General features: G+C 61.2%; 16 protein-coding genes, 1 tRNA gene and 1 pseudogene. 7 read left to right on the top strand and 11 right to left on the bottom strand.

The window, feature by feature from the left end; translation table 11 throughout:
* Positions 1 to 3: 3 nt before the first annotated feature.
* Both ACGLHS_RS25115 and ACGLHS_RS25110 read left to right on the top strand, forming a co-directional pair.
* Positions 4 to 4,614, top strand: a complete 4,611-nt coding sequence (locus ACGLHS_RS25115; protein ID WP_394484188.1) for an RHS repeat-associated core domain-containing protein — start codon at positions 4 to 6, stop codon at positions 4,612 to 4,614.
* A gap of 20 nt (positions 4,615 to 4,634) precedes the next feature.
* Positions 4,635 to 5,108 carry an Imm26 family immunity protein gene (locus ACGLHS_RS25110; protein WP_394484186.1) on the top strand — a complete coding sequence of 158 codons (474 nt, stop codon included), beginning with the start codon at positions 4,635 to 4,637 and terminating at the stop codon, positions 5,106 to 5,108.
* A gap of 56 nt (positions 5,109 to 5,164) precedes the next feature.
* On the opposite strand, the gene ACGLHS_RS25105 is transcribed toward ACGLHS_RS25110, so the two are convergent.
* Both ACGLHS_RS25105 and ACGLHS_RS25100 read right to left on the bottom strand, forming a co-directional pair.
* The gene (locus ACGLHS_RS25105; protein ID WP_394484353.1) at positions 5,165 to 5,680 is read right to left on the bottom strand and encodes a GNAT family N-acetyltransferase; all 516 of its coding nucleotides are present in this window, start codon (positions 5,678 to 5,680) and stop codon (positions 5,165 to 5,167) included.
* Positions 5,681 to 6,238, bottom strand: a pseudogene (locus ACGLHS_RS25100) (HD domain-containing protein); the annotation flags it as partial.
* A 311-nt stretch (positions 6,239 to 6,549) separates the two neighbouring features.
* Between ACGLHS_RS25100 and ACGLHS_RS25095 the strand changes: the two are divergent.
* From ACGLHS_RS25095 to ACGLHS_RS25080, 4 genes are all read left to right on the top strand, one after another.
* Positions 6,550 to 6,717: a hypothetical protein gene (locus ACGLHS_RS25095; protein WP_394484184.1), complete on the top strand. Its 168-nt coding sequence runs from the start codon at positions 6,550 to 6,552 to the stop codon at positions 6,715 to 6,717.
* Complete coding sequence (locus ACGLHS_RS25090; protein ID WP_093238766.1) at positions 6,701 to 8,101, top strand: dicarboxylate/amino acid:cation symporter; 1,401 nt, start codon at positions 6,701 to 6,703, stop codon at positions 8,099 to 8,101. Before ACGLHS_RS25095 ends, ACGLHS_RS25090 begins: the two co-directional genes overlap by 17 nt.
* Positions 8,102 to 8,188: 87 nt before the next feature.
* Positions 8,189 to 10,033, top strand: coding sequence for an ATP-binding protein (locus ACGLHS_RS25085; RefSeq protein ID WP_394484182.1), 1,845 nt, complete (start codon positions 8,189 to 8,191; stop codon positions 10,031 to 10,033).
* A gap of 7 nt (positions 10,034 to 10,040) precedes the next feature.
* The gene (locus tag ACGLHS_RS25080; RefSeq protein ID WP_394484180.1) at positions 10,041 to 11,426 is read left to right on the top strand and encodes a sigma-54-dependent transcriptional regulator; all 1,386 of its coding nucleotides are present in this window, start codon (positions 10,041 to 10,043) and stop codon (positions 11,424 to 11,426) included.
* 21 nt (positions 11,427 to 11,447) lie between these two features.
* Here the strand turns inward: ACGLHS_RS25080 and ACGLHS_RS25075 are convergent, their stop codons facing one another.
* A complete protein-coding gene (locus tag ACGLHS_RS25075; protein ID WP_394484178.1) occupies positions 11,448 to 12,005 on the bottom strand; it encodes a helix-turn-helix domain-containing protein in 558 nt (185 codons plus the stop codon).
* Between the two features lie 270 nt (positions 12,006 to 12,275).
* On the opposite strand from ACGLHS_RS25075, the gene ACGLHS_RS25070 reads away from it, so the two are divergent.
* Positions 12,276 to 12,533 carry a hypothetical protein gene (locus tag ACGLHS_RS25070; protein ID WP_394484176.1) on the top strand — a complete coding sequence of 86 codons (258 nt, stop codon included), beginning with the start codon at positions 12,276 to 12,278 and terminating at the stop codon, positions 12,531 to 12,533.
* 19 nt (positions 12,534 to 12,552) lie between these two features.
* Here the strand turns inward: ACGLHS_RS25070 and ACGLHS_RS25065 are convergent, their stop codons facing one another.
* The 8 genes from ACGLHS_RS25065 to ACGLHS_RS25030 form a co-directional block, all read right to left on the bottom strand.
* Positions 12,553 to 12,876, bottom strand: a complete 324-nt coding sequence (locus tag ACGLHS_RS25065) for a hypothetical protein (RefSeq protein WP_394484174.1) — start codon at positions 12,874 to 12,876, stop codon at positions 12,553 to 12,555.
* Between the two features lie 131 nt (positions 12,877 to 13,007).
* Positions 13,008 to 13,475, bottom strand: a complete 468-nt coding sequence (locus tag ACGLHS_RS25060; protein WP_394484172.1) for a very short patch repair endonuclease — start codon at positions 13,473 to 13,475, stop codon at positions 13,008 to 13,010.
* Between the two features lie 9 nt (positions 13,476 to 13,484).
* Positions 13,485 to 14,807, bottom strand: coding sequence for an MvaI/BcnI family restriction endonuclease (locus tag ACGLHS_RS25055; protein ID WP_394484170.1), 1,323 nt, complete (start codon positions 14,805 to 14,807; stop codon positions 13,485 to 13,487).
* 98 nt (positions 14,808 to 14,905) lie between these two features.
* On the bottom strand, positions 14,906 to 16,315 hold the full coding sequence (gene dcm / locus ACGLHS_RS25050) for a DNA (cytosine-5-)-methyltransferase (RefSeq protein ID WP_394484168.1): 1,410 nt from the start codon (positions 16,313 to 16,315) through the stop codon (positions 14,906 to 14,908).
* A 195-nt stretch (positions 16,316 to 16,510) separates the two neighbouring features.
* Positions 16,511 to 16,586 (bottom strand) — tRNA-Thr (locus ACGLHS_RS25045).
* A gap of 25 nt (positions 16,587 to 16,611) precedes the next feature.
* Positions 16,612 to 17,625, bottom strand: a complete 1,014-nt coding sequence (locus ACGLHS_RS25040) for a class 1 fructose-bisphosphatase (RefSeq protein WP_394484166.1) — start codon at positions 17,623 to 17,625, stop codon at positions 16,612 to 16,614.
* A gap of 40 nt (positions 17,626 to 17,665) precedes the next feature.
* Positions 17,666 to 20,359 (bottom strand): aminopeptidase N, encoded by a 2,694-nt coding sequence (gene pepN, locus ACGLHS_RS25035; RefSeq protein ID WP_394484164.1) that lies wholly within the window; start codon positions 20,357 to 20,359, stop codon positions 17,666 to 17,668.
* Positions 20,346 to 21,032 (bottom strand): HAD family phosphatase, encoded by a 687-nt coding sequence (locus tag ACGLHS_RS25030; RefSeq protein ID WP_093238781.1) that lies wholly within the window; start codon positions 21,030 to 21,032, stop codon positions 20,346 to 20,348. Before ACGLHS_RS25030 ends, pepN begins: the two co-directional genes overlap by 14 nt.
* Positions 21,033 to 21,034: the final 2 nt, after the last annotated feature.

Here is a 21,034-nt window from a genome sequence, read left to right as displayed (position 1 = left end):
CTCATGCCGGAAGCAGCGCGCATCACAGACAAGATCGGCCACGTGTCGATCTGGGCTCGCCTCGCACGCGTTGCGTTGCGCGTGGGCACCAGCCTTGTAGAGGGACTGGCCGTTGCGGCGGTCATCACACTCGCCGTGGGTGGCTCCATTGCGACGATGGGCTGTGGCGCCATCATCGTGGGTGGTTTGGTTGCCGGCTTCATCGGCAGCGCCACAGGGTGGAGTGCCTACAAGGAAAAAAAGATACAGGAGCTGACCGAGGACATCGGCTCGCCCGACATCACCGGAATGCTGTCGGTGATGGGCTCGCCGAATGTGTTCGTCAACAACCTGTTTGCGGCGCGTGCCATCACCGACAAGGCGGTGTGCAGCAAGCATTCGGGGCCTCCGATTCCGGTTGCCGAAGGCTCGGATTCAGTCTGGATCAACACCTTTCCCGCAGCCCGCAAGGGCGACAAGACCCAGTGCGCCGCAAAGATCACAGAGGGCAGTCCGAACGTTTTCTTCGGCGGCAACAAGACGGCCTATCTCGAGGTTGCGGAAGACAAGGAGTGGTGGGAGACCGGGCTCGAGATCGTCATCGGGCTGGCGATGGCGAAGGGAAGCTTTCCGGGCCGCATCGGTTGCATGGGCCTGGGCCTGATTGCGGGGATGGCAGGAGACGCGCTGGGCAAGGGCTTTCGCTCGCTGATCGGTTACCCGGTCAATCCGGCGACCGGTGGCAAGGTCTTGCTGGGCGATGACGATACCGACTTCGTCTTGCCAGGGCCACTGCCGATTGAATGGAAGCGCCGCTACAGCAGCAGCGACACCCGCGTCGATGGGATGTTCGGCGCCGGCTGGAGCATTCCTTACAGCGTGGAGCTGCATATTCTTCAGCGCGGTACGCCGGCCGAGGCGCTGATCTTCGTCGACGATCAGGGGCGCAAGATCGACCTGCCCGCGATCCAGCCGGGGCAGGGGCTGTACAACACGGCGGAGCTGTTGACCATTGGTTGCACGCCGGGCGGTCACTACGAAATACAGACGCCCGACGGCTTGTTCTATCAGTTCGGCGGGGCGGCCGAGCAGCCCGGCGATCAGGTGCTGCGGCTCAAGCGCCTGCGCGATCGCAACGACAACTGGCTGGCGTTCCGGCGTGACGATCAGGGGCGCTTGACCAACATCGCGGACAGCGTGGGGCGGCTCCTTCGGTTGGCGTACGAACAAGCTGCCGCACAACTTCCGCGGCTGCGTGCGGTGCACCTCGATCAAGGTGCATCGGACGAAAACGCCGGGGTGCTGGTTCGTTACGACTACGGCGCCGACGGCCAGCTCAGCCGGGTCGTCGACCGCACCCAGGCCACGGTTCGCACCTTTGCCTATGTCGACGGGCTGATGGTGCAACAGACCTTTGCCTCGGGCTTCGAGTGCAACTATGCGTGGGAGCCCAGGGGCGCTGGCACCGGGCCCGAGCAGACCCGGCGCGTGCTGCGCCATTGGAGCAGCGACGGCGAGCATTACGAAGTCGACTATCACGTGCGTGCCGAAGGCGGGCAGACCGTGGCCGTCGATCAGCTCGGCAGGCGCTCCCGATGGGAGTGGGACTCGCACTACAACCTGACCAGCTTCGCTGATCCGTTGAATCGGCGCTGGACGATGGAGTGGAACGACGCCAGTCAGTTGCTGCGCGTGGTGAATCCGGGCAAGGATGTCATCTGCTTCGAATACAACGGTCATGGATTGCCTGAAGCCAAGATCGACGCGTTGGGGCGAGTCACCCACACCCTCTGGGACGATCGCTGGTTCGCGCCGCTCAAGATCACGCTGCCCGATGGGGGCATCTACCGTTTCGAGTACGACGAGCGCGGCAACAACACCGCTGTCATCGATCCTGCAGGGCAGGAGACCCGCTATGGCTACAACCGCTTCGGACTGGCCGAGGTCATTACCGATGCCAAGGGTGGCCTCAAGCGACTGAACTGGAATGCGCGAGCGCAGTTGACGGCCTTCACCGATTGCTCGGACAAGACCACTCGCTATGCCTATGACAACTGGGGCTACCTCAAGGTCATCACCGACGCTGCCGGCCAGCAAACCCGGTTGACCCATGATGCGATGGGGCGCCTGCTGACCATCTCGGAGCCCGACAACAGCCATCAAACGTACAGCTACGACTCGGCCGGTCGCCTGATCGGGGCAAGCGATGCACTGAGCCGCGATACCCGGTTTGCACTCAATCCACGCGGCCAGCTGCTGGCCCGCCGGGATGCCGAGGGGCGGCAAATCTCGTTGAATTACGACGGCGCGCAGCGCCTTCACTCGCTCGTCAATGAAAACGGCCTGCGGTTCGAGTTCATCTATGACGCGGCCGATCGCGTGGTCGAAGAACGCCGCGTGGGAGGGACGCGCGTGCAGGTCGAATACGACGCCAACGGCCAGCCCGCAGCCGTGACCCACTACCCCGGGATCGGCGACGACGACCTGGAGCTGACGAAGCCGGCGGATGTGCGCTCGGCTGTGCAGCCCCTGCGCACGGAGCTCATCCGCGATGTCGCGGGCCGCTTGATCGAAAAGCGGACTGCCGGCCACCACTACCTTTTCCGCTACGACGCACTCGACCAATTGACCGAAGCCGTCAAGCTTCAGGTGATGGCCGAGGTCGAGGGACATGCCTCCGCGTCAGCTGCAAGACTCCGTCCGCTGCATCGCACCAGCTTCGAATACGACAAGCTCGGCAACCTGATCGCCGAGACCGTCACCGACGAGATCACCGGAGAGCGGCACAGCCTGCGGCACGACCACGATGCGCTGGGCAACCGGACCCAGACGGTCTTGCCAACCCTGCCGGGCCAGTCCGCCCAGCGGGCGTTGAACTACCTGTACTACGGCTCGGGTCATCTGCATCAGGTCAATCTGTCTCGGCAGCATGGGGATGAGCCTGCGATCCACCAGTTGATCAGCGACATCGAGAGGGATGACCTGCACCGCGAGATTGCGCGCAGCCAGGGGTCGTTGGCAACCCGCTTTGCGCTGGATCCGCTGGGGCGGCGCGCTGCCACGTGGTGCCGCCCCGGCTCGTTGGCAGAGTCCTTCACGACCCAGGACGCGACCTGGCGCCAGGCCATTGACAGCGCAGGCACTTCTCAAGCCCGTGTACTCGACGGGCTGATGAAGGAGTACAGCTATGACCCTGTGAGCGAACTGCGGCAAACCCGGCACAGCCTGCAAGGCGTGGTGAGCCACCGTTACGACGCGACGGGGCGAATTGAAGAGACAGTGCGCGCGCCGCTACCGGGGCGGGTTCCGGTGGCTGGGGGGAGCGCTACCAACCATGAGCGCTTTGCCTACGACCCCGCCGGCAATCTGCTCGACGGAGCAACAAGCAACGGCGGCGGCCAAGGCCCGGTCCGTGGCTATGTGCGCGACAACCTTGTGCGCGTGTTCGAAGACAAGCGCTACGCTTACGACGGTCATGGACGCCTGATTCGCAAGAGGTCCGGCAAGCACACCGATCAACGCTTCGAGTGGGACGACGAAAGCCGCCTTGTCGCGGTCCAGACCACCCGAAGGCCCGGTACAGAACATGCCACGACCCAGACGACGCGCTTCGACTACGACGCCTTGGGGCGCCGGGTTGCCAAGCACGATGCTTTTGGCAGCACCCATTTCATTTGGGAAGGCATGCGCCTCATCGAGGAGAGGCGCGGCGCGAGCATTGCGACCTATGTGTACGAGCCCGACAGCTATGTGCCTCTGGCGCGGCTGGATGAAAAGGGCAAGCCGACGGATACCGGTGGGCTGGGTACCGCCGACGATGCCATCGCACCACGCCAATCGGTCAACGACGACAACTACCGGCCCGGCGAGGTTCGCTACTTCCACACCGATCAGGTGGGCCTGCCCGAGGAGTTGAGCAATACGGAGGGCAACCTTTGCTGGCGTGCCAGCTACAAGACTTGGGGCAATACGGTCAGCGAGCAATGGGAAGTGACGGCGCTCGATGGGCGGCTGCTTCGAGAGGGCAGTCGGCCGGAGATTGAGCAGAACCTGCGCTTCCAGGGGCAGTATCTCGACAGGGATACCGGGCTGCACTACAACACGTTTCGGTTCTATGACCCGGATATCGGACGGTTCATCAGCCTTGATCCCATTGGATTGGAGGGCGGCCTCAACCTTCAGTCATTCGCTTCAAATCCAATAAGCCTGTTCGATCCTCTTGGACTTACACCAGAGACTGCACCTGGATATAGCGTTTACCATCTGTATGAATCTGAAGCCGCTAGGCAGGCGAATAAACCATACTATGTTGGCATTACAGAAGATGGACGATTTGACACTCGACGAACGGAGCATGCAGACAGCGGGAGATTGCCTAAGGGTGCCGTGATGGAGCGAGTCGAACGTGGTGTGACGTATGGGCAAGCACGTGGTACCGAGCAAGCACACATTGAGCACTACAAAACAAAAACTGGAACTGTTGGTTCTGATTTGAGTGATGCGAAAACATTCAAAGAGCGGGGAAACAAGATAAATTCATTCGATACCGAAAGCAAAATTAGAGCGCAAGGCAGGCAAACCTACTTTAACAACGCACGCTCTCAGGCGCTCAAGAAATTGAATGGTAAATGCTAGGATTGAAACGAAGGTTCATTATGAAGACTCATGAATTCAAAAAAAGAAACAGGGAAAAAATAGAGCCCGGTGACATTTTTTCATTTCAAATGGATGAAGGTGGATTCGGGTTTGGTCGCATAGTGTCAAGAATCAACGATGGGCATGTGGCGGAAATATTTAACGTATTTTCCAAAGAGCCGGTGATTGATTTTTCGATTTCTCATCAAAGATTTTCACCTCTCGTGATTTTGGATTCTTACGGTCTTTTCCAAAGAAAATCAGAAGGAAATTGGGGTTTCATTGGGAAGACGGAAAACTATATTCCTGATGCTGATGCTTCGAAAACCAAGTTTGCGTGGGGCGTTTCGGGAAATCAAAAAAGTACAGATATCCTTGATCGCGTTGAATCGATCAGTGATGCGGAGGCCTCTCTCCTTCCGCGGTGCTCGCCGAAGGGGGATTTCGATGTAAAAGAATTTATCAAGGCATCAATTTCGAAATCGAAGAAATAAGAGACATTTTATTTTTTGGGCGCTTCTGCTTGCCTCATGTTTTCACGTAAGGCGCGCTACGCCGTCGCATTGAACGCCGAGTGGTAGTTCACATCGCCAATTGGGCAAGCGCCCCGCAGACAGGTGGCTTGAAAGTACTCAGCAGGCACCCCCGGCAGCACAAGCCCCGGCCGCGCAACAAACCCGAAGCGCCCGTAGTACGCCGGCTCCCCCAGCACCACGCATCCTGCAGCACCCGCCTGCCGCAAGCGCTCCAGCGCAGCCTTCATCAGCGCAGCCCCCACGCCTTGCCCTTGCCGTCCAGGCACCACCGAAATCGGCCCCAATCCATACCAGCCAGCCGCACCTGAAGGAGAAATCGACACAGGCGACACCGCCACGTGCCCCACGATCTCTTCGTCTTCACCCACCTGCGCCACCAGCGACACCGTGAGCTGCCCCGCGCGCCGCAGCGCGTTGACGATGAACTGCTCCGTATGGCTCGTGTGCGCCGCATCCGCGAACGCAGCCACGGTGACACGCTCGATCGCCGCCGCGTCGCCCGCCCGTTCCTCGCGGATCAGCAGCGGCACGATGCGCTGCCGTGTGTCGTCGTCGACCAGCACGCGCAGGGCGCTGAACAGCGGCGTGGTGCCTGTGTGCTTCCTGCCGTAGCCGAGGTTGAAGGCGTAGTCGAAGTCCTCGGGGTTGGCGCCCTGGTTGTGCTGCAGGATGGTTTCGAGCTTGTCGAGTGCCTTCACGGCCTTGGCCTCGGGGGAGGCGGCGTTTTCATACTCGTCCCACAGCGCCAGCAGCTCGCCGCGCAGCTTCTCGTCGAGCGGCACCATCAGCGTGAGCAGGTCCGCGCGTTCGCGCTCGCTCTTGTCGGGGTGGGCGGTCTGGCTCACCGCCGGAATGTCGCCGTGAATGGCCTCGCCCAGGTCGTGCACCACGCACAGCTTGAGCAGCTTCAGCACGTCGAGCCCGGCCAGCTCTTCTTCGAACGCCATCGCCATCAGGCACAGCCGCCAGCTGTGCTCGGCGGTGCTCTCGGCGCGGCCGGAAGAGGTGTGGCCGCTGCGCAGCACGTCCTTGAGTTTTTCCGCCTCGCGCAAGAAGGCGAGCTTGCCCTTGAGTTTCTCGATGTTCATCGAGGGGAATCGTAGGGAGCGGGCTCACGGCTGTCCACGCATGAGATATGCGCGGGGAGCGCCGCTACCGATCCTCGAAAGGGCTAAGGGTTTGCCCTAGATCCGGGGTCCGGCGGTCCGGACGGGGCGATTGCATTGCGGCCGGATCGTCGGCGGAGCATGTCTCTTGGTTGAGCCATTTCCCTCATGAAATCAATGACTTGGCGCGCATTCACTGCCTCACGGCGCGTGGCATATCGATTGCTCAGTCACTGGGCCGGCCCTGCCGTTCGAAGCGGAGCCGGCCACGACACAACAGGAGACAAAAACCGATGAACACCATGGGCGACCTTGCCCTCACGAGCACTGGCGAGCGCATCGCCGAAGCCAACGCACCCGCCATGCCCTGCGCCGCCGCGACATCGACATGCCCGTCGGCAGCCGATGCCGGCAGTCGTACTCCCCACGCCGGCCGGCAAGCGCATGCCGCCGGCGTCTGAAATTTTCCAGGAGACATTCGTGGACCACCCACCCGTACGCCAACCCTTCTACAAGTCCCTGTACCTGCAGGTCATCACGGCCATCGTGCTCGGGGTGCTGCTGGGGCATTTCTATCCTGACACCGGCGCTTCGATGAAGCCGCTGGGCGACGGCTTCATCAAGCTGATCAAGATGATCATCGCCCCGATCATCTTCTGCACGGTGGTGGTCGGCATCGCCGGCATGGAGGACATGAAGAAGGTCGGCAAGACCGGCGGCCTGGCGCTGCTGTACTTCGAGATCGTGAGCAGCGTCGCGCTGATCGTGGGCCTCGTCATCATCAACATCGTGCGCCCCGGCGCGGGCATGAACGTCGACGTGAGCCAGCTCGACACCAAGGGCATCGCCGCCTACACGGGCCCCGGCAAGATGCAGAGCACGACCGACTTCGTGCTCAACATCATCCCCAACACGCTGGTCGACGCCTTCGCCAAGGGCGAGATCCTGCAGGTGCTGCTGATCGCCGTGATGTTCGGTTTTGCGCTGCACCGCTTCGGCGGCCGCGGCACGCTGGTGTTCGACGTGATCGAGAAGGGCTCGCACGTGCTCTTCGTGATCGTGGGCTACATCATGAAGGCCGCGCCCATCGGTGCCTTCGGCGCGATGGCTTTCACCATCGGCAAGTACGGCGTGAGCTCGCTGCTGCAGCTGGGCCAGTTGATGGCCACCTTCTACGCCACCTGCCTGCTGTTCATCTTCGTGGTGCTGGGGGGCATTGCCAGGGCCCATGGCTTCAGCATCTGGAAGTTCATCAAGTACATCAAGGAAGAGCTGCTGATCGTGCTGGGCACGTCGTCCAGCGAATCCGTGCTGCCGCGCATGATGGCCAAGCTGGAGAACCTGGGCGCGAAGAAGTCGGTGGTCGGGCTGGTGGTGCCCACGGGCTACTCGTTCAACCTCGACGGCACGTCCATCTACCTGACGATGGCGGCGGTGTTCATCGCGCAGGCGACCAACACCGACATGACGCTCACGCAGCAGCTCACGCTGCTGGCCGTGCTGCTGCTCACCTCGAAGGGCGCGGCGGGCGTCACGGGCAGCGGCTTCATCGTGCTGGCGGCCACGCTGTCGGCGGTGGGCCATGTGCCCGTGGCGGGGCTGGCGCTGATCCTGGGCATCGACCGCTTCATGTCCGAAGCCCGTGCGCTGACCAACCTGATCGGCAACGGCGTGGCCACCATCGTGGTCGCCAAGTGGACCGGCGACCTCGACACCGTGCGCATGCACCAGCACCTGAACCAGGAAAGCACGCTCGAAGCCAACGAGCCCGAGCGTGTGCTCGACGCCACCGACGCGCACATGCCCGCCGGCCCGGCAGCAGTGGCTGCCTCCCGCCAGGCCTGAGCCGGGGCTTGTGTGCCCGGCCCCACAAATGGGGGCCATCGGGCTGCCACCGATGCGGGCAGCCCGCCCTTGTGCAATAACGCTCCCATGATTTCAAGGGAGCCGGTCCGGCGTTTCGATATGCCTTCCGACAGCACAAGGGGATGGCGCGGTCTGCCGCGCTGGTGCGGCGCACTGGCCCTGGTGGCCGTGGCCGCCTTTGCCGGCCACCAGCTCGCCATGCAGGCCGGTCTGGCGCGCCTGCGCGAGGCGGCCGACCACCGCCTCGACATGCTCGCGACCGGGCTCGACGCCGACCTGGCCCGCTTCGACTACCTCCCCGCGCTGCTCGAAATGACGCCCATCGTGCCGGCGCTGCTCGGCACGCCCACCGACCTGCATTTGCGCGATGCCGTCAATCGCTACCTCGACGGCGTCAACGCCACGGCCGGCGCCGAGATGCTCTACGTGATGAATGGCGCCGGCACCTCGCTGGCCGCATCCGACTGGGACAAGCCCGGCACCACCCTGGGCCAGGACCTGTCGTTCCGCCCGTACGTGATCGATGCGCTGGCACAGGGCAGGGGGCGCTTCTACGGCGTGGGCGTCACCAGCAATCGGCCGGGCTACTACCTGTCGTACGCGCTGCGGCGCGGCCAGCCCTCGCGCGGCGTGGTGGCCGTGAAGATCAACCTCTCGGAGGCCGAGCACGCCTGGCGCAAGCTGCCGGGCGACGTGGTGCTGATCGACCAGCGCGGCGTGGTGATCTTGTCCACGCGCGACGACCTGAAATTCAGGCCGCTGCTGCCGCTCGACGCACTGCAGCGCGCCGAAGTGCTGCGCTCGCGACCCTACGGCGACGCCAAGCTGCAGCCGCTGCAGTGGACGCAGAAAGAGGTGCTCGACCGCGATGTGCAGGTGATCTCGCTCGACGGCCGGGACCAGCTCGCCACGGCGCGGACCCTGCGCGGCGCCCCGTGGCAGCTCGTGGTGCTCGACGACCTGGCGCCGGTGCGCGTGGCCGCGCGCAACGCGGCCATTACCGCCAGCCTCGCGATGGCCGTGCTGCTGCTGCTCGCCGTCGCGCTGTGGCAGCGCCGCCGCGCGGTGCGCCAGCGGCTCGCCAACCAGGCCGCGCTGCAGGCGGCGCACGACACCCTCGAATCGACCGTGGTGGCCCGCACCGCCCAACTGCGCGCCGCGCAGGGCGAGCTGGTGCATGCCGGCAAGATGGCCGCGCTGGGCCAGATGTCGGCCGGCGTGGTGCACGAACTCAATCAGCCTCTGACGGCCATGCGCACGCTGTCGGAGAGCGCCGGCATCCTGCTCGACAGAAACCGCCTGGACGACGTGCGCGGCAACCTCGAACGCATCCGCCGCATGGTCGACCGCCTTGCGCGCCTGACCACGCAGCTCAAGACCTTCGCGCACAAGAGCGAACTGCCGCTGGAGCCGCTGCTGCTGTCCCAGGCCATCGCCGACGCACAGGTGATCGTGGCCGAAGCCTCGAAAAAGCAGCGCATCAGCTTCGAGATCGACGTGCAGCCCGCCGCGCTCGGTGTCATGGCCGAAGAGGCCGCGCTGGGCAGCGTGCTCGTCAACCTCATGCGCAACGCCATCGACGCCATGCAGGACGCCCCATTGCGGACCCTGCGCCTGGAGGCACGGCAGAAAGACGGCCGCGTGATCCTCAGCGTGAGCGACACCGGCCCCGGCATTCACCCCGATGTGCTGCCGCGCCTGTTCGAGCCCTTCGTGACCGGCAAGCCCGCTGGGGCAGGGCTGGGCCTGGGGCTCGTCATCTCGGCACAATTGGTGCGGGCCATGGATGGCACACTGCGCGCGGCCAACCTCAAGGACGGCGGCGCGTGTTTCGTGATCGACCTGCCCGCCGCCGTTGCCGAGACCCGCAACGCCCCCGTTCCCTTTCTTTCCATTGCACAACAGGAGTGACCCCCCAGTGAGCGAAGCCCCAGCCATCCGGGTGTTGCTCGTCGAAGACGACGAAGACGTCCGCATCAGCACGACCCAGTTGCTGACCCTGGCCGGTTTCGAGGTCGAATCCTTCGCGAGCGTTGAGCGCGCACGCCCGCACATCGGCTTCGGCGTGCCCGCCATCGTGATCTGCGACGTGCGCCTGCCCGGCATCAGCGGCACCGAGTGGCTGCCCGAGCTGCGCGATACCGATGCTGAGCTGCCCGTGATCCTCGTCACCGGCCACGGCCACATCGCCATGGCCGTGCAGGCTATGCGCGAGGGCGCCTACGACTTCATCGAAAAGCCCTTCAGCGCCGAACGGCTGGTGGCCATCGTGCGCCACGCCATCGAACGCCGCCAGCTCACGCTGCAGGTGCGCGCGCTGCGCGACGCGCTGGAGAACTGGCAGGGCATCCAGTCGGTGCTGATCGGCCGCTCGGCCCAAATGCAGCAGGTGCGCCAGACCGTCAAGACCCTGGCCGAGACCTCGGCCGACGTGCTCGTCTACGGCGAGACCGGCACCGGCAAGGAGCTGGTCGCGCGCTGCCTGCACGACCACAGCGCACGCCGCCGCCAGCACTTCGTGCCGCTCAATTGCGGTGGCCTGCCCGAAGCGCTGGCCGAGAGCGAACTGTTCGGCCACGAGGCCGGCGCTTTTACCGGCGCCAACCGCGTGCGCATCGGCAAGTTCGAATACGCCAGCGGCGGCACCCTGTTCCTCGACGAAGTCGAGAGCATGCCCATGGCCGTGCAGATCAAGCTGCTGCGCGCGCTGCAAGAACGCAGCATCGAGCGCATCGGTGCCAACAAGACCATTCCCTTCGACTGCCGCGTCGTCGCCGCGAGCAAGGAAGACCTGAAGGCCATGAGCGACCAGCAGAAGTTCAGGGCCGACCTGTACTACCGCCTGGGCGTCGCTTTTATCGAGCTGCCGCCGCTGCGCGAGCGGCGCGAAGACATCCCGCTGCTGTTCGAGCACTTCACCCTGCTGGCCGCCACCCGCTACGAGCGCGCCGCGCCGCTGCTGACCAGCGCGCAACTGGCCGACTTGATGGCCTACGCCTGGCCCGGCAACGTGCGAGAGCTGCGCAACGTGGCCGACCGCTTCGTGCTGGGCCTGCTCGGCGAACGCCTGACGCAGACGCGCGGCGTGGGCGGTAGCAGTGCTGCTGCTGCCGAAGGCGTGCCCGCCTTGCCGAGCGGGCTGCCGCAGCAGGTCGCGTCTTTCGAGCGGGCGGTGATCGTTGAAGCGCTGCGCAAGCATCGGGGCGACCAACCGGCGACCGCTACTGCGCTGGCGATTGCGCGGCAGACCTTGCATGACAAGCTGCGCAAGCTTGGAATTGCGGCGGACGAGTTCAAGTCCTGACGGGGCCTCCGCAGGCCTGCGTCAGCAGAGCGTTTCGACCAGCCGCGCCGACGTGCCATCGGACAGTGTGAGCCGTGTCCACCGGCACAGGCTCTGCGCGATGGGCACCAATGCCGAATCGTTGGTGCCCGTGACGAACTCCAGAGAGGGCGGTGCGAGCGCATCGCGCCAGCCGATGCCTTCGAGCATCGCTTCCTTGCCTGCGATTTCCGGCGTGGCATAGCGCCAGAGCGAGCGGCCCAGCAGCGTGGAGAGCGGCGCGCCGAACTCGGTGGCCCTGCGCGCGGAGCAGGCCAGCAGGCGATGCGTGATGTCGCACACCAGATGCACCGGCCGCGGGCTCTCGTCGACGAGCCTGGCGAGCGCATGGTCGGCGGCTGCATCGAGCCGGGCCGACAACAGCGCTTCAGCGCGTGCGCGCTCGGCGGGCTCCATCGCCTGCGTGCCGGACTCCCAGCGCGAGATGGTCGATTGGTTGACGTTGAAGAGTTCGGCTGCGTGCGATTGCTTTACGCGGTGGAGCAGGCGCCAGCGCTTGAGGGCTGGGCCCAATGCGGGGGTTAAGGAAGGGGCTTGCATGTCGGTTTATTGCCGTGACAGGTGGGCATTTTGTTTTGGTTTGCCGATGTGGGCAAAGTTGGCTCGATGCTCGATTTGTTCGGTGCACAGGCGCTCTGTTGAAGCGCTTCTGTTCTTATATTTGCCGACCGCCGCGCCTCACGGCGGGACATCGAAATGCACACCGCAGCGATGTCGGTGTGAGGCAGAAAAGGCGACGGCCAAGGTGCGCTAACACCATGGCCGTCTGACCAATCAACGTGCACAAACTTTGGAAAGCGAGCACATCGAATGGCTGATGAAATTATCGCCGGGCAGAACACGCCTACCTCCGTCGACGCAACCTCAGCGCAGGACGCGAAAGACATTCTTGAGAACAAGTTGACCCAGCTGCGGTCTCTGCTGCACTGCTGCTATGGGGAGGAGCAGCAGTTGTTTGAGGCGATTGGGGCGAGGCATCGGGGCAACATCATGTGGATCGCTTCGGATCTTGCAGAGGATGCAGAGCAGTTGCTCCAACAGCTGGTGACATGTCCAAGCCAAGGCTAGGAAGGGGTGCTGGCCAAGCTCAATACGTCACTTCAAGATCAACCGTTTTGACGCAGCTTTGAATCTCAGAGTGATTGTTTGCGCTCTGCCAAACATCGCTATTCCGCACAACCCCTGTCAGGGTGGCAATCGGTACGCATCGCCAGTTCGAGGGATCGCCGAGCGGTGCTAAACCCTTCCTGCTCTGGCCCGCGTATTGATAAAAGAGTGCTTGCTCTTGACCGTCCTTACCTAGGCCAATGGTATGTGGACATAGCTGGCGAAACAGACCGTTGTACGTCGCATTGATGCTGCACTTATCCATGATGGCTTGGCGGATCAAGTTGTAGGTAGCGCTAGGCATGACGGCTTTCAGTGGTGGAACCATCACTCTATATACGAATCCGCCTGCCAGAACTAATGTTTACCCTTTAATAGGATTAACCGGGGGGGTTATCATTACGATGCCTTCATTTGGCGGTTCGCTGAGTTAACCTAAATTCTAGATGGCCGCGGCTTTGGCAGGAGTAGAGGCCATTCCATTTCAATTTCTTTGGATTGGATCAAGGCTTCTAATTCGATTAGTTGATTTGCGGCATGCTTCAATCCGCATTCCCAGATCGTTAATACGCGCCAGTCAGAACTAACGAGCTGTTCTCGCTGTTGTTTGTCTCGTTCTGCATTCCCATCCAGCTTCGCTGCCCAGAAATCCGTTCTAGTGGAGGGCGAAGTTGCATACGCGCATTCCGCATGGCGATGCCAGAAGCAGCCATTCACGAATATGGCAAGACGATATTTGGGAAGAACTAAATCAGGGCGGCCGGGCAGATCCTTCCGATGAAGGCGAAACCGGTATCCCCTGGAATGCAGAAAATGACGGACTAGTATTTCGGTCTTATTATTTTTCCCTTTAATCCCAGCCATCATTCGCGAACGAACTGAGGGGTTGACTATATCAACCATGATGTGAAGTTAAAGGGTAAGGAAAACGGATTTTCTATAGAGGCCGCCAACATTTTTCCATCCGACACGGAATTGATTGCGCTTCTTTGATCGCCATTCTGTGCCTTCGAACGTTTGCTTTATTCCTGGGTCGTAATAAATTGAGCCGCTGTAGAGTGCCCGAAGAAATGTCTGCAGTTCGGCTCCTTCGCCTAGAAGTATTTGAGGGCCATAGCTGTAGAAATTTTCTCCGGCAGCCGCACTTTTTTTGTAAGTAACGTAAGCGGTCTGGGCGTGTTTTTTAGACCAGTGTCCGACTAATTTTTTGAAGGTCCAACCAGCTGCAAGTTTGCCGGCGTGGTCGCGAAGAAATAGCCCTCCGTTTGGATCGGTAATCTCCACGCGATGCGGATCATAGCCTTCCATTTGAAGAATCAAAGATGTCGTTTTGCAGATGATTCCGGTCTGATGCCTGCCAGTGAAATCGCGGCGCACGTCGCTACTTCGGCCATAGCTGGTAAGGAATTGACCGAGATCATCTCGGTAGCTGCCTACATCGGGCTCTGGAGTCATTAGTGTGACGGCTGCTCCGCTATGTGCCTTTAGCTCCCATCCCATAAAATCGGGCTCGGAACTTCCGTTGGGGATAATTCCAAATTTGCTTTCAAGGGTATAGCCTGCTCCATTTCTTGCCGCATAAGGGAGGGCTACTCCAGAAGGCCCCATTTTTTGCGATGGAATTGCTCCGCTTTGATATATGAGCCGAAGTCGATTTATTAGCTCCAGCCTTGAGTTTTGCAGCGGAGGCTGGAGTTCATAAAAAACGGATGCAATATTGTTGGCATTTTCGTCTTCAATTCGAGCAACCGCATCGCGTGATAGGTCGCTATCCCACGCCCCCGCAAATGCCAGAATTCGATCGTTGGAACAAACTCCCAGAATCAAGCATCTAGGTTTGAAAATGCGCAAAGCCCGCTCCTCAAACGTGGGAGCGTGCATTAGATGATTTGGGGCGATGGGGCATCCTCGCAAAAAGCCGGACATCCGAACTTCGGGGTAGCGAGGATAAAAAATTAGCTGTGCCCCAGGTGCTGGACAGGACGAACCGACAAGATCTGAAGGTAGCCAACTCAAGTTGAGGGGAGCTTTAAAAACAGTACCGTCTCTAGAACTCACCTCTCCCGACATCTCTCCATGAGGAATTATTCGGAGGACATCGAAATCTCCACCGAAATAAATCTGCTGTTTTGAATTGTCGTTATTTGACAATAGCTTAAAGAAAATGCGGGTGGCACCATGCTTTCGCATGACATCAGCCACAACTTCAAGCGGAGAACGAGGCACTCCTAGCATGTCTTTCCTTCTCTTGCAGCCTCGAAGAGGCAGATTTTGAAGAAAAGATTGTCACCAACTAACGAGAAAATCGCAAGACTATTTCTTGCGATGACGCTCTAAAGTCCCTCAGATTTTTTCTTGGCCTCTAGAATTCTCTCACGCATGAGCTTTGCCACGGCTTCGAATACGGGAACAGCAACAGAATTTCCGAATTGCCTATAGGCCTGTGTGTCAGAAACTGGGATGACAAACGAATTCTTTCCGGGCTTGTCAAACCCCATTAGACGGGCGCACTCTTGAGGAGTAAGTCTTCGAGGGCGGTTTTTTAAGTTTGCTTCTCCATGAAAATCTTCGGTTGAAGTAAAGCCTCTATCTACAAGAATTTCTGATCCATCTTTGTGATAGCGAGCCGATAGGGTGCGAGCAATGTCATTGGCTCCGGTAAGTCCAAATCCAAATCCATTTCCCTTTTGGCGATGCTTTTCTGCGTATTGGTAAAGATAGGCCCAAAGTTTGGGAGTCAGAATGTATTTACTGTCAACTTCTTTGTCGAGAAGGTCGCCAAAGGTTGGTCGCTTCTTCGGTAGATATTTATTTATATCCTTAAGCGTAAAACCCCCATGAACATTCAGATCCCGACGAAATCCGACAAGAACAATTCTTTCTCGATGTTGGGGGAGAAAAAGTTTTGCATCAATGACTCGCGGGTCTTGACCTTTCGGTGAATCTGCATCCGCCACCTCGTAGCCTAATTCGTCAAGCGTCTCGCAAATTACTTTGAAAGTCTTGCCTTTGTCGTGGCTTTTTAGGTTTTTTACATTCTCCAAGAGAAAAACTGCTGGACGTTTTGCCGCCAGGATTCGCGCGACATCAAAGAACAGGGTTCCTTGAGTTTCACACTCAAATCCATGCTTCCGTCCAAGTGAGTTTTTCTTTGATACGCCTGCGAGAGAGAAGGGTTGGCAAGGAAATCCAGCTAAAAGTACATCGTGGTCCGGAATTTCACGATTTATGTGCGCGTAGGCTTCGTCTTCGGTTACTTTCAAGTTGGCCGAAAGCGTCACATCTCGAATGTCAAGATTGAAGCGATGTCGAGTAGGATCACAATGATGATTGGCTTTGTAAGTGCGAACCGAATTTTTATCCCATTCGGAAGTAAAAATACACTCTCCACCAATAGCCTCAAATCCTTTTCTGATTCCGCCAATTCCAGCAAAAAGGTCGATAAAAGTGAAATCTGCTGCCGTCGTATTGGGTTTGGGCAGGAGCGATCGCAGGTGTTTGTACTCCGCGTATGAGAGCTTTGGCGAAGCTTTTCCCTTGATCCAGCGATTGATGGTTTCTCGGCACCAATTTCCTGGACTAACCTCCTCAAGGATTTCGGCCAGTTGCCCTTGATCATAAATTTCCAGCACTCGCTCGATGAGTGCTAGATCATTGCCTTCTTCAATCGAGATATCGCCGTGGGCAATCACAGGAGGTACTGACTTCGGTGATGTGCGTAGCCCGGCGTTGGTCTTTTTCATCTGGGTTAAAGGTGTGATGTGTGGTCACTATCTTATCCCTAGAACTGCATCCCTGCGCCATCTATTCCGAGCTTGAGCTTCAACGCCAGAAAACCGCCTGTGATACGGCCGTTGCTTGGGCAGAGTGCTGTCGCCCAAAGCAAAAAGGCCACCCTTGTGGGGTGGCCTAGATGCCTCTATTTCTTGAGGAAATATTGGTGCCGGAGAGATGAATCGAACACCCGACCTTCTCATTACGAATGAGCTGCTCTACCGACTGAGCTACACCGGCGAAGCCTCAGATTATAGCCAAGAAATCATGCCTTCTCGGCGTGGTACTGGGTCAAACGCTCAACTTCGTTACGTGAACCCAACATCACGCTCACGCGCTCGTGCAGCTTGGTGGGCTTCAGGTCCAGGATGCGTTGCTTGCCGTTGGTGGCCGCGCCGCCGGCCTGCTCGACCAGCCAGCTCATCGGGTTGGCCTCGTACATCAGGCGCAGCTTGCCGGCCTTTTCGGGCTCGCGCTTGTCCCACGGGTACATGAACACGCCGCCGCGCATCAGGATGCGGTGCACGTCGGCCACCATGCTGGCAATCCAGCGCATGTTGAAGTCCTTGCCGCGCGGGCCTTCCTTGCCGGCCAGGCATTCGTCGATGTAGCGCTTCATGGGCGCGTCCCAGTGGCGCATGTTGCTCATGTTGATCGCAAATTCCTTCGTATCGGCCGGAATCTGGATGTCTTCCTGCGTCAGCACGAAGCTGCCTTGCTCGCGGTCGAGCGTGAACATGGCCACGCCGTTGCCCACGGTCAGCACCAGGGTGGTCTGCGGGCCGTAGATGCAGTAGCCGGCGGCCACCTGTTGCGTGCCGGGCTGCAGAAAGTCGCCTTCCTGCACGCCGGGGTGTTCGTCGGGCTTCTTCAGCACGCTGAAGATGGTGCCGATGCTGACGTTCACGTCGATGTTGCTGCTGCCGTCGAGCGGGTCGAACATCAGCAGGTATTCGCCCTGCGGGTAGCGGTTGGGCACCACGTAGATGCTGTCCATTTCCTCGCTGGCCATGGCCGCGAGGTGGCCGCCCCATTCGTTGGCCTCGATCAGCACTTCGTTGGCGATGATGTCCAGCTTCTTCTGGATCTCGCCCTGCACGTTCTCGCTCTCGGCGGTGCCGAGCACGCCGCCCAGCGCGCCTTTGTTGACGGCCTGGCTGATGCTCTTGCAGGCGCGGGCCACCACTTCGAGCAGCAGGCGCAACTGGCCGGGAATGAGGCCGTCGGCGCGCTGTTGTTCGACGAGGTAGCGGGTGAGGGAAATCTTTTGTTGAGCCATATGCTTTCTGTGTGTCTCTTGTGCTGGGTTGCCGGCTTGCTTAGTTTCCGGCCAGGGCGCGGGTCACGACTTCGTGCGTGTCCTTGCTCAGATCGGGCTTGGCGGCCACGCGGGCAATCGCTTCGCGCGCTGCGCTGCGATACGGCTCGGCCAGCTTGCTCCAGCGGTCGAGCGCGCGCGCAAGGCGTGCGGCCACCTGGGGGTTGATGGCGTCGAGCTCGATCACGCGGTCGCTCCAGAACACGTAGCCGGCCGCATCGGGGCGGTGGAAGGCGCCGGGGTTGGCGCTGCAATAGGCAAAGATGACGCTGCGTGCGCGGTTCGGGTTCTTGAGCGAGAAGTCCGGGTGCTTCATCAACTGCTTGACCAGCGGCAGGATGTCGCCGCCGCGGTCGCCGGCGCCGGCCTGCAGCGAGAACCACTTGTCGATAACCAGCGCTTCGTCCTTGAAGATGGCGTGGAAGCGCGCCAGCGCCTGCGCCGCGAGCGCGTGGCCCGACAACACCAGCGCGTTGAGCGCGTTGAAGCGGTCGGTCATGTTGCCCGCGTCCTTGAAGCGCTGCAGCGTCTTGCCGGGCCACACGGTGTCGCCCGAGGCGCGCGCCGCCAGGCACAGGAAGTTGAGCGCCATGCCGGCCAGTGCGCGGCGGCCCGACGAGGTCGGGTCGGGGCTGTAGGCGCCGGTGTCGTGGTTCTCTTCATACGCCCACTGCCAGTCGGCAAAAAGGGCGGTGGCCAGTTGCGCACGCATGGCTTCGCGCACGAGATGCACGCGCTGCGGGTCGACCACTTCGAGCTGTTCGGCGATGTAGGTTTCCGACGGCAGCGTGAGCACCAGTTCCTTGAAGGCGGCGTCGAGCTGCGGGTTGCGCAGCACGCTGCGCATGGCGTCGATGTAGGCGTCGTTCAGCACCGGGGTGGTGTCGGTTGCCAATGCGGCAATGCCTTGCAACGCGGCGCGTAGGCCCAGGCGCTGGCCGGCTTCCCAGCGGTTGAACGGGTCGGGGTCGTTGGCCAGCAGGGTCAGCAGTTGGGCGTCGGAGTACTCGAAGTCGAGAATCACCGGCGCGCTGAAGCCACGCAGGATCGAAGGCACGGGCTCGGCGTCGAGGCCCACGAAGGTGAGCTGTTCGCCGGCGCGCGACAGCACCAGCGTGCGCGTGCCGCGCGTCACTTCGCTTTCGCCTTCGAGCTGCACAGGCAGCTCGCGGCCATTGGCATCGAGCAAGCCAATGTTCAGCGGAATGACGAAGGGTTCCTTGGTCGGCTGGCCCGGCGTGGGCGGGCAGCTTTGCACCACGCTCAGCGTGTAGCTGCGGTTCTGCGCGTCGTACACGCCGTGCGCGGCCAGGCGGGGCGTGCCGGCCTGGCTGTACCAGCGCTTGAACTGCGGCAGTTGGCGGGCCAGTTCCGAATCGGGGTTGGCGTCGGCAATGGCCTGTGCGAAGTCATCGCAGGTCACGGCGTGGCCATCGTGGCGTTCGAAGTAGAGGGTGATACCCGCCTCGAAGCCCTTGCGGCCGACCAGCGTCTGCATCATGCGAACGACTTCGGCGCCCTTTTCATAGATGGTGACGGTGTAGAAGTTGCTGATCTCGATGTAGCTGTCGGGCCGCACCGGGTGGGCCATGGGGCCCGCGTCTTCTGGGAATTGGGCGGTGCGCAGCACGCGCACGTCTTCGATGCGCTTCACGGCGCGGGCCGAAGCGTCGGCGCACAGGTCCTGGCTGAACTCCTGGTCGCGGAAGACGGTCAGGCCTTCTTTCAGCGAGAGCTGGAACCAGTCGCGGCAGGTCACGCGGTCGCCGCTCCAGTTGTGGAAGTACTCGTGGCCGACCACGCTTTCGATGTTGCTGTAGTCGGCGTCGGTGGCGGTGGCTTGGTTGGCCAGAACGTACTTCGTGTTGAAGATGTTCAGGCCCTTGTTTTCCATCGCGCCCATGTTGAAGTCGCTGGTGGCGACGATCATGAAGCGGTCCAGGTCGAGCGGCAGGCCGAAGCGGGCTTCGTCCCACAGCACCGAGTTGATGAGCGAGTTCATCGCGTGCTCGGTCTTGTCGAGGTCGCCGGCGCGCACGTACACCTGCAGCAGATGCTCCTTGCCGTTGCGCGCCTTGATGCGCTGCTCGCGCGCCACCAGCTTGCCCGCCACCAGGGCGAACAGGTAGCTGGGTTTCTTGAAGGGGTCGACCCACTTGGCGAAGTGGCGGCCTTCGGGCAGATCGCCCTGCTCGACGAGGTTGCCGTTCGACAGCAGCACCGGGTAGGCGGCCTTGGCGGCGCGCAGCGTCACGGTGTACATCGCCATCACGTCCGGACGGTCGAGGAAGTAAGTGATGCGGCGGAAGCCCTCGGCCTCGCACTGCGTGAAGAAGGTGTCTTCGCTCACGAACAGGCCCATCAGCTTGGTGTTCTTGATGGGGCAGCAGGTGGTGAAGATTTCGAGCTCGAAAGCGTCGGGCAGTCCGTCGATGACGAGCTGGTCGCCTTCCATGCGGAACGAGGCGCCCTGGCCGTTGACCAGCACGCGTGCCAGGTTCAGTTCGTCGCCGTGCAGGCGCAGCGGCTCCACCGGCACTTCGGGGTTGCGGCGCATCTGCATGCGGTTGAGCACGCGGGTCTTGGCGGGGTCGAGGTCGAAGGTGAGGTCGACGGTGTCGATCCAGTACGCCGGAGCGGCATAGTCTTCGCGGCGAATGGCAATCGGTTGGCCTTGGGCGTCACGCAGCAGCATCGAGGGTCTCCAGAAAATTCGAATGGGCGAGTTCGTTGTAGTCACGAACCGCGGCAATCACATGGGGGCCGGCAAGCTCGGCGGCGGTATGGGTGCTGCACACGGCCACGGCACGCATGCCGCCACGGCGGGCGGCTTCGATGCCGAAGGGCGCGTCTTCGAAGACGATGCAGCGCTCGGGCGCAACGCCGATGCGGCGCGCGGCTTCGAGAAAGATGGCGGGCGTGGGCTTGCCCGAGAAGCCTTCGTCGCCACCGACGATGGCGAGCGGCAGCGGGTCCATCTTCAGGCGCGACATGGCGAACTCGATGTTGCCCTTGTCGCCCGCCGTGCCCACCGCCACCTTGAGTCCGCGCGCAACGGCGGCCTTGGCAAAGGCGGTGAAGCCCGCGACTTCGGTGAAGTTGTCGCTGAACATGGCACGGTAGATCTCTTCCTTCTCGTGCACCAGGGCCTGGCACTCTTCGTCGGAGAGCTCGCGGTCGAACAGCTCGCGCATGCACTCGGTGCCGGTGCGGCCCGTGGTGCGTGCCAGGATGTCGCTCACGTCGAGCTTCAGCCCGTGGCGCGCCACGAATTCGACCCACGAACGCGCATGCCAGGGCATGGAGTCGATCATGGTGCCGTCCATGTCGAAGATGAAGGCTTCGACCTTCCCGTGCGTCAGGCTCATTG

Origin of the sequence: Variovorax sp. VaC1, from assembly GCF_043658315.1 — a bacterium.
Lineage (GTDB): Bacteria > Pseudomonadota > Gammaproteobacteria > Burkholderiales > Burkholderiaceae_C > Variovorax.
This window is presented reverse-complemented; position numbering and strand designations above follow the sequence as displayed.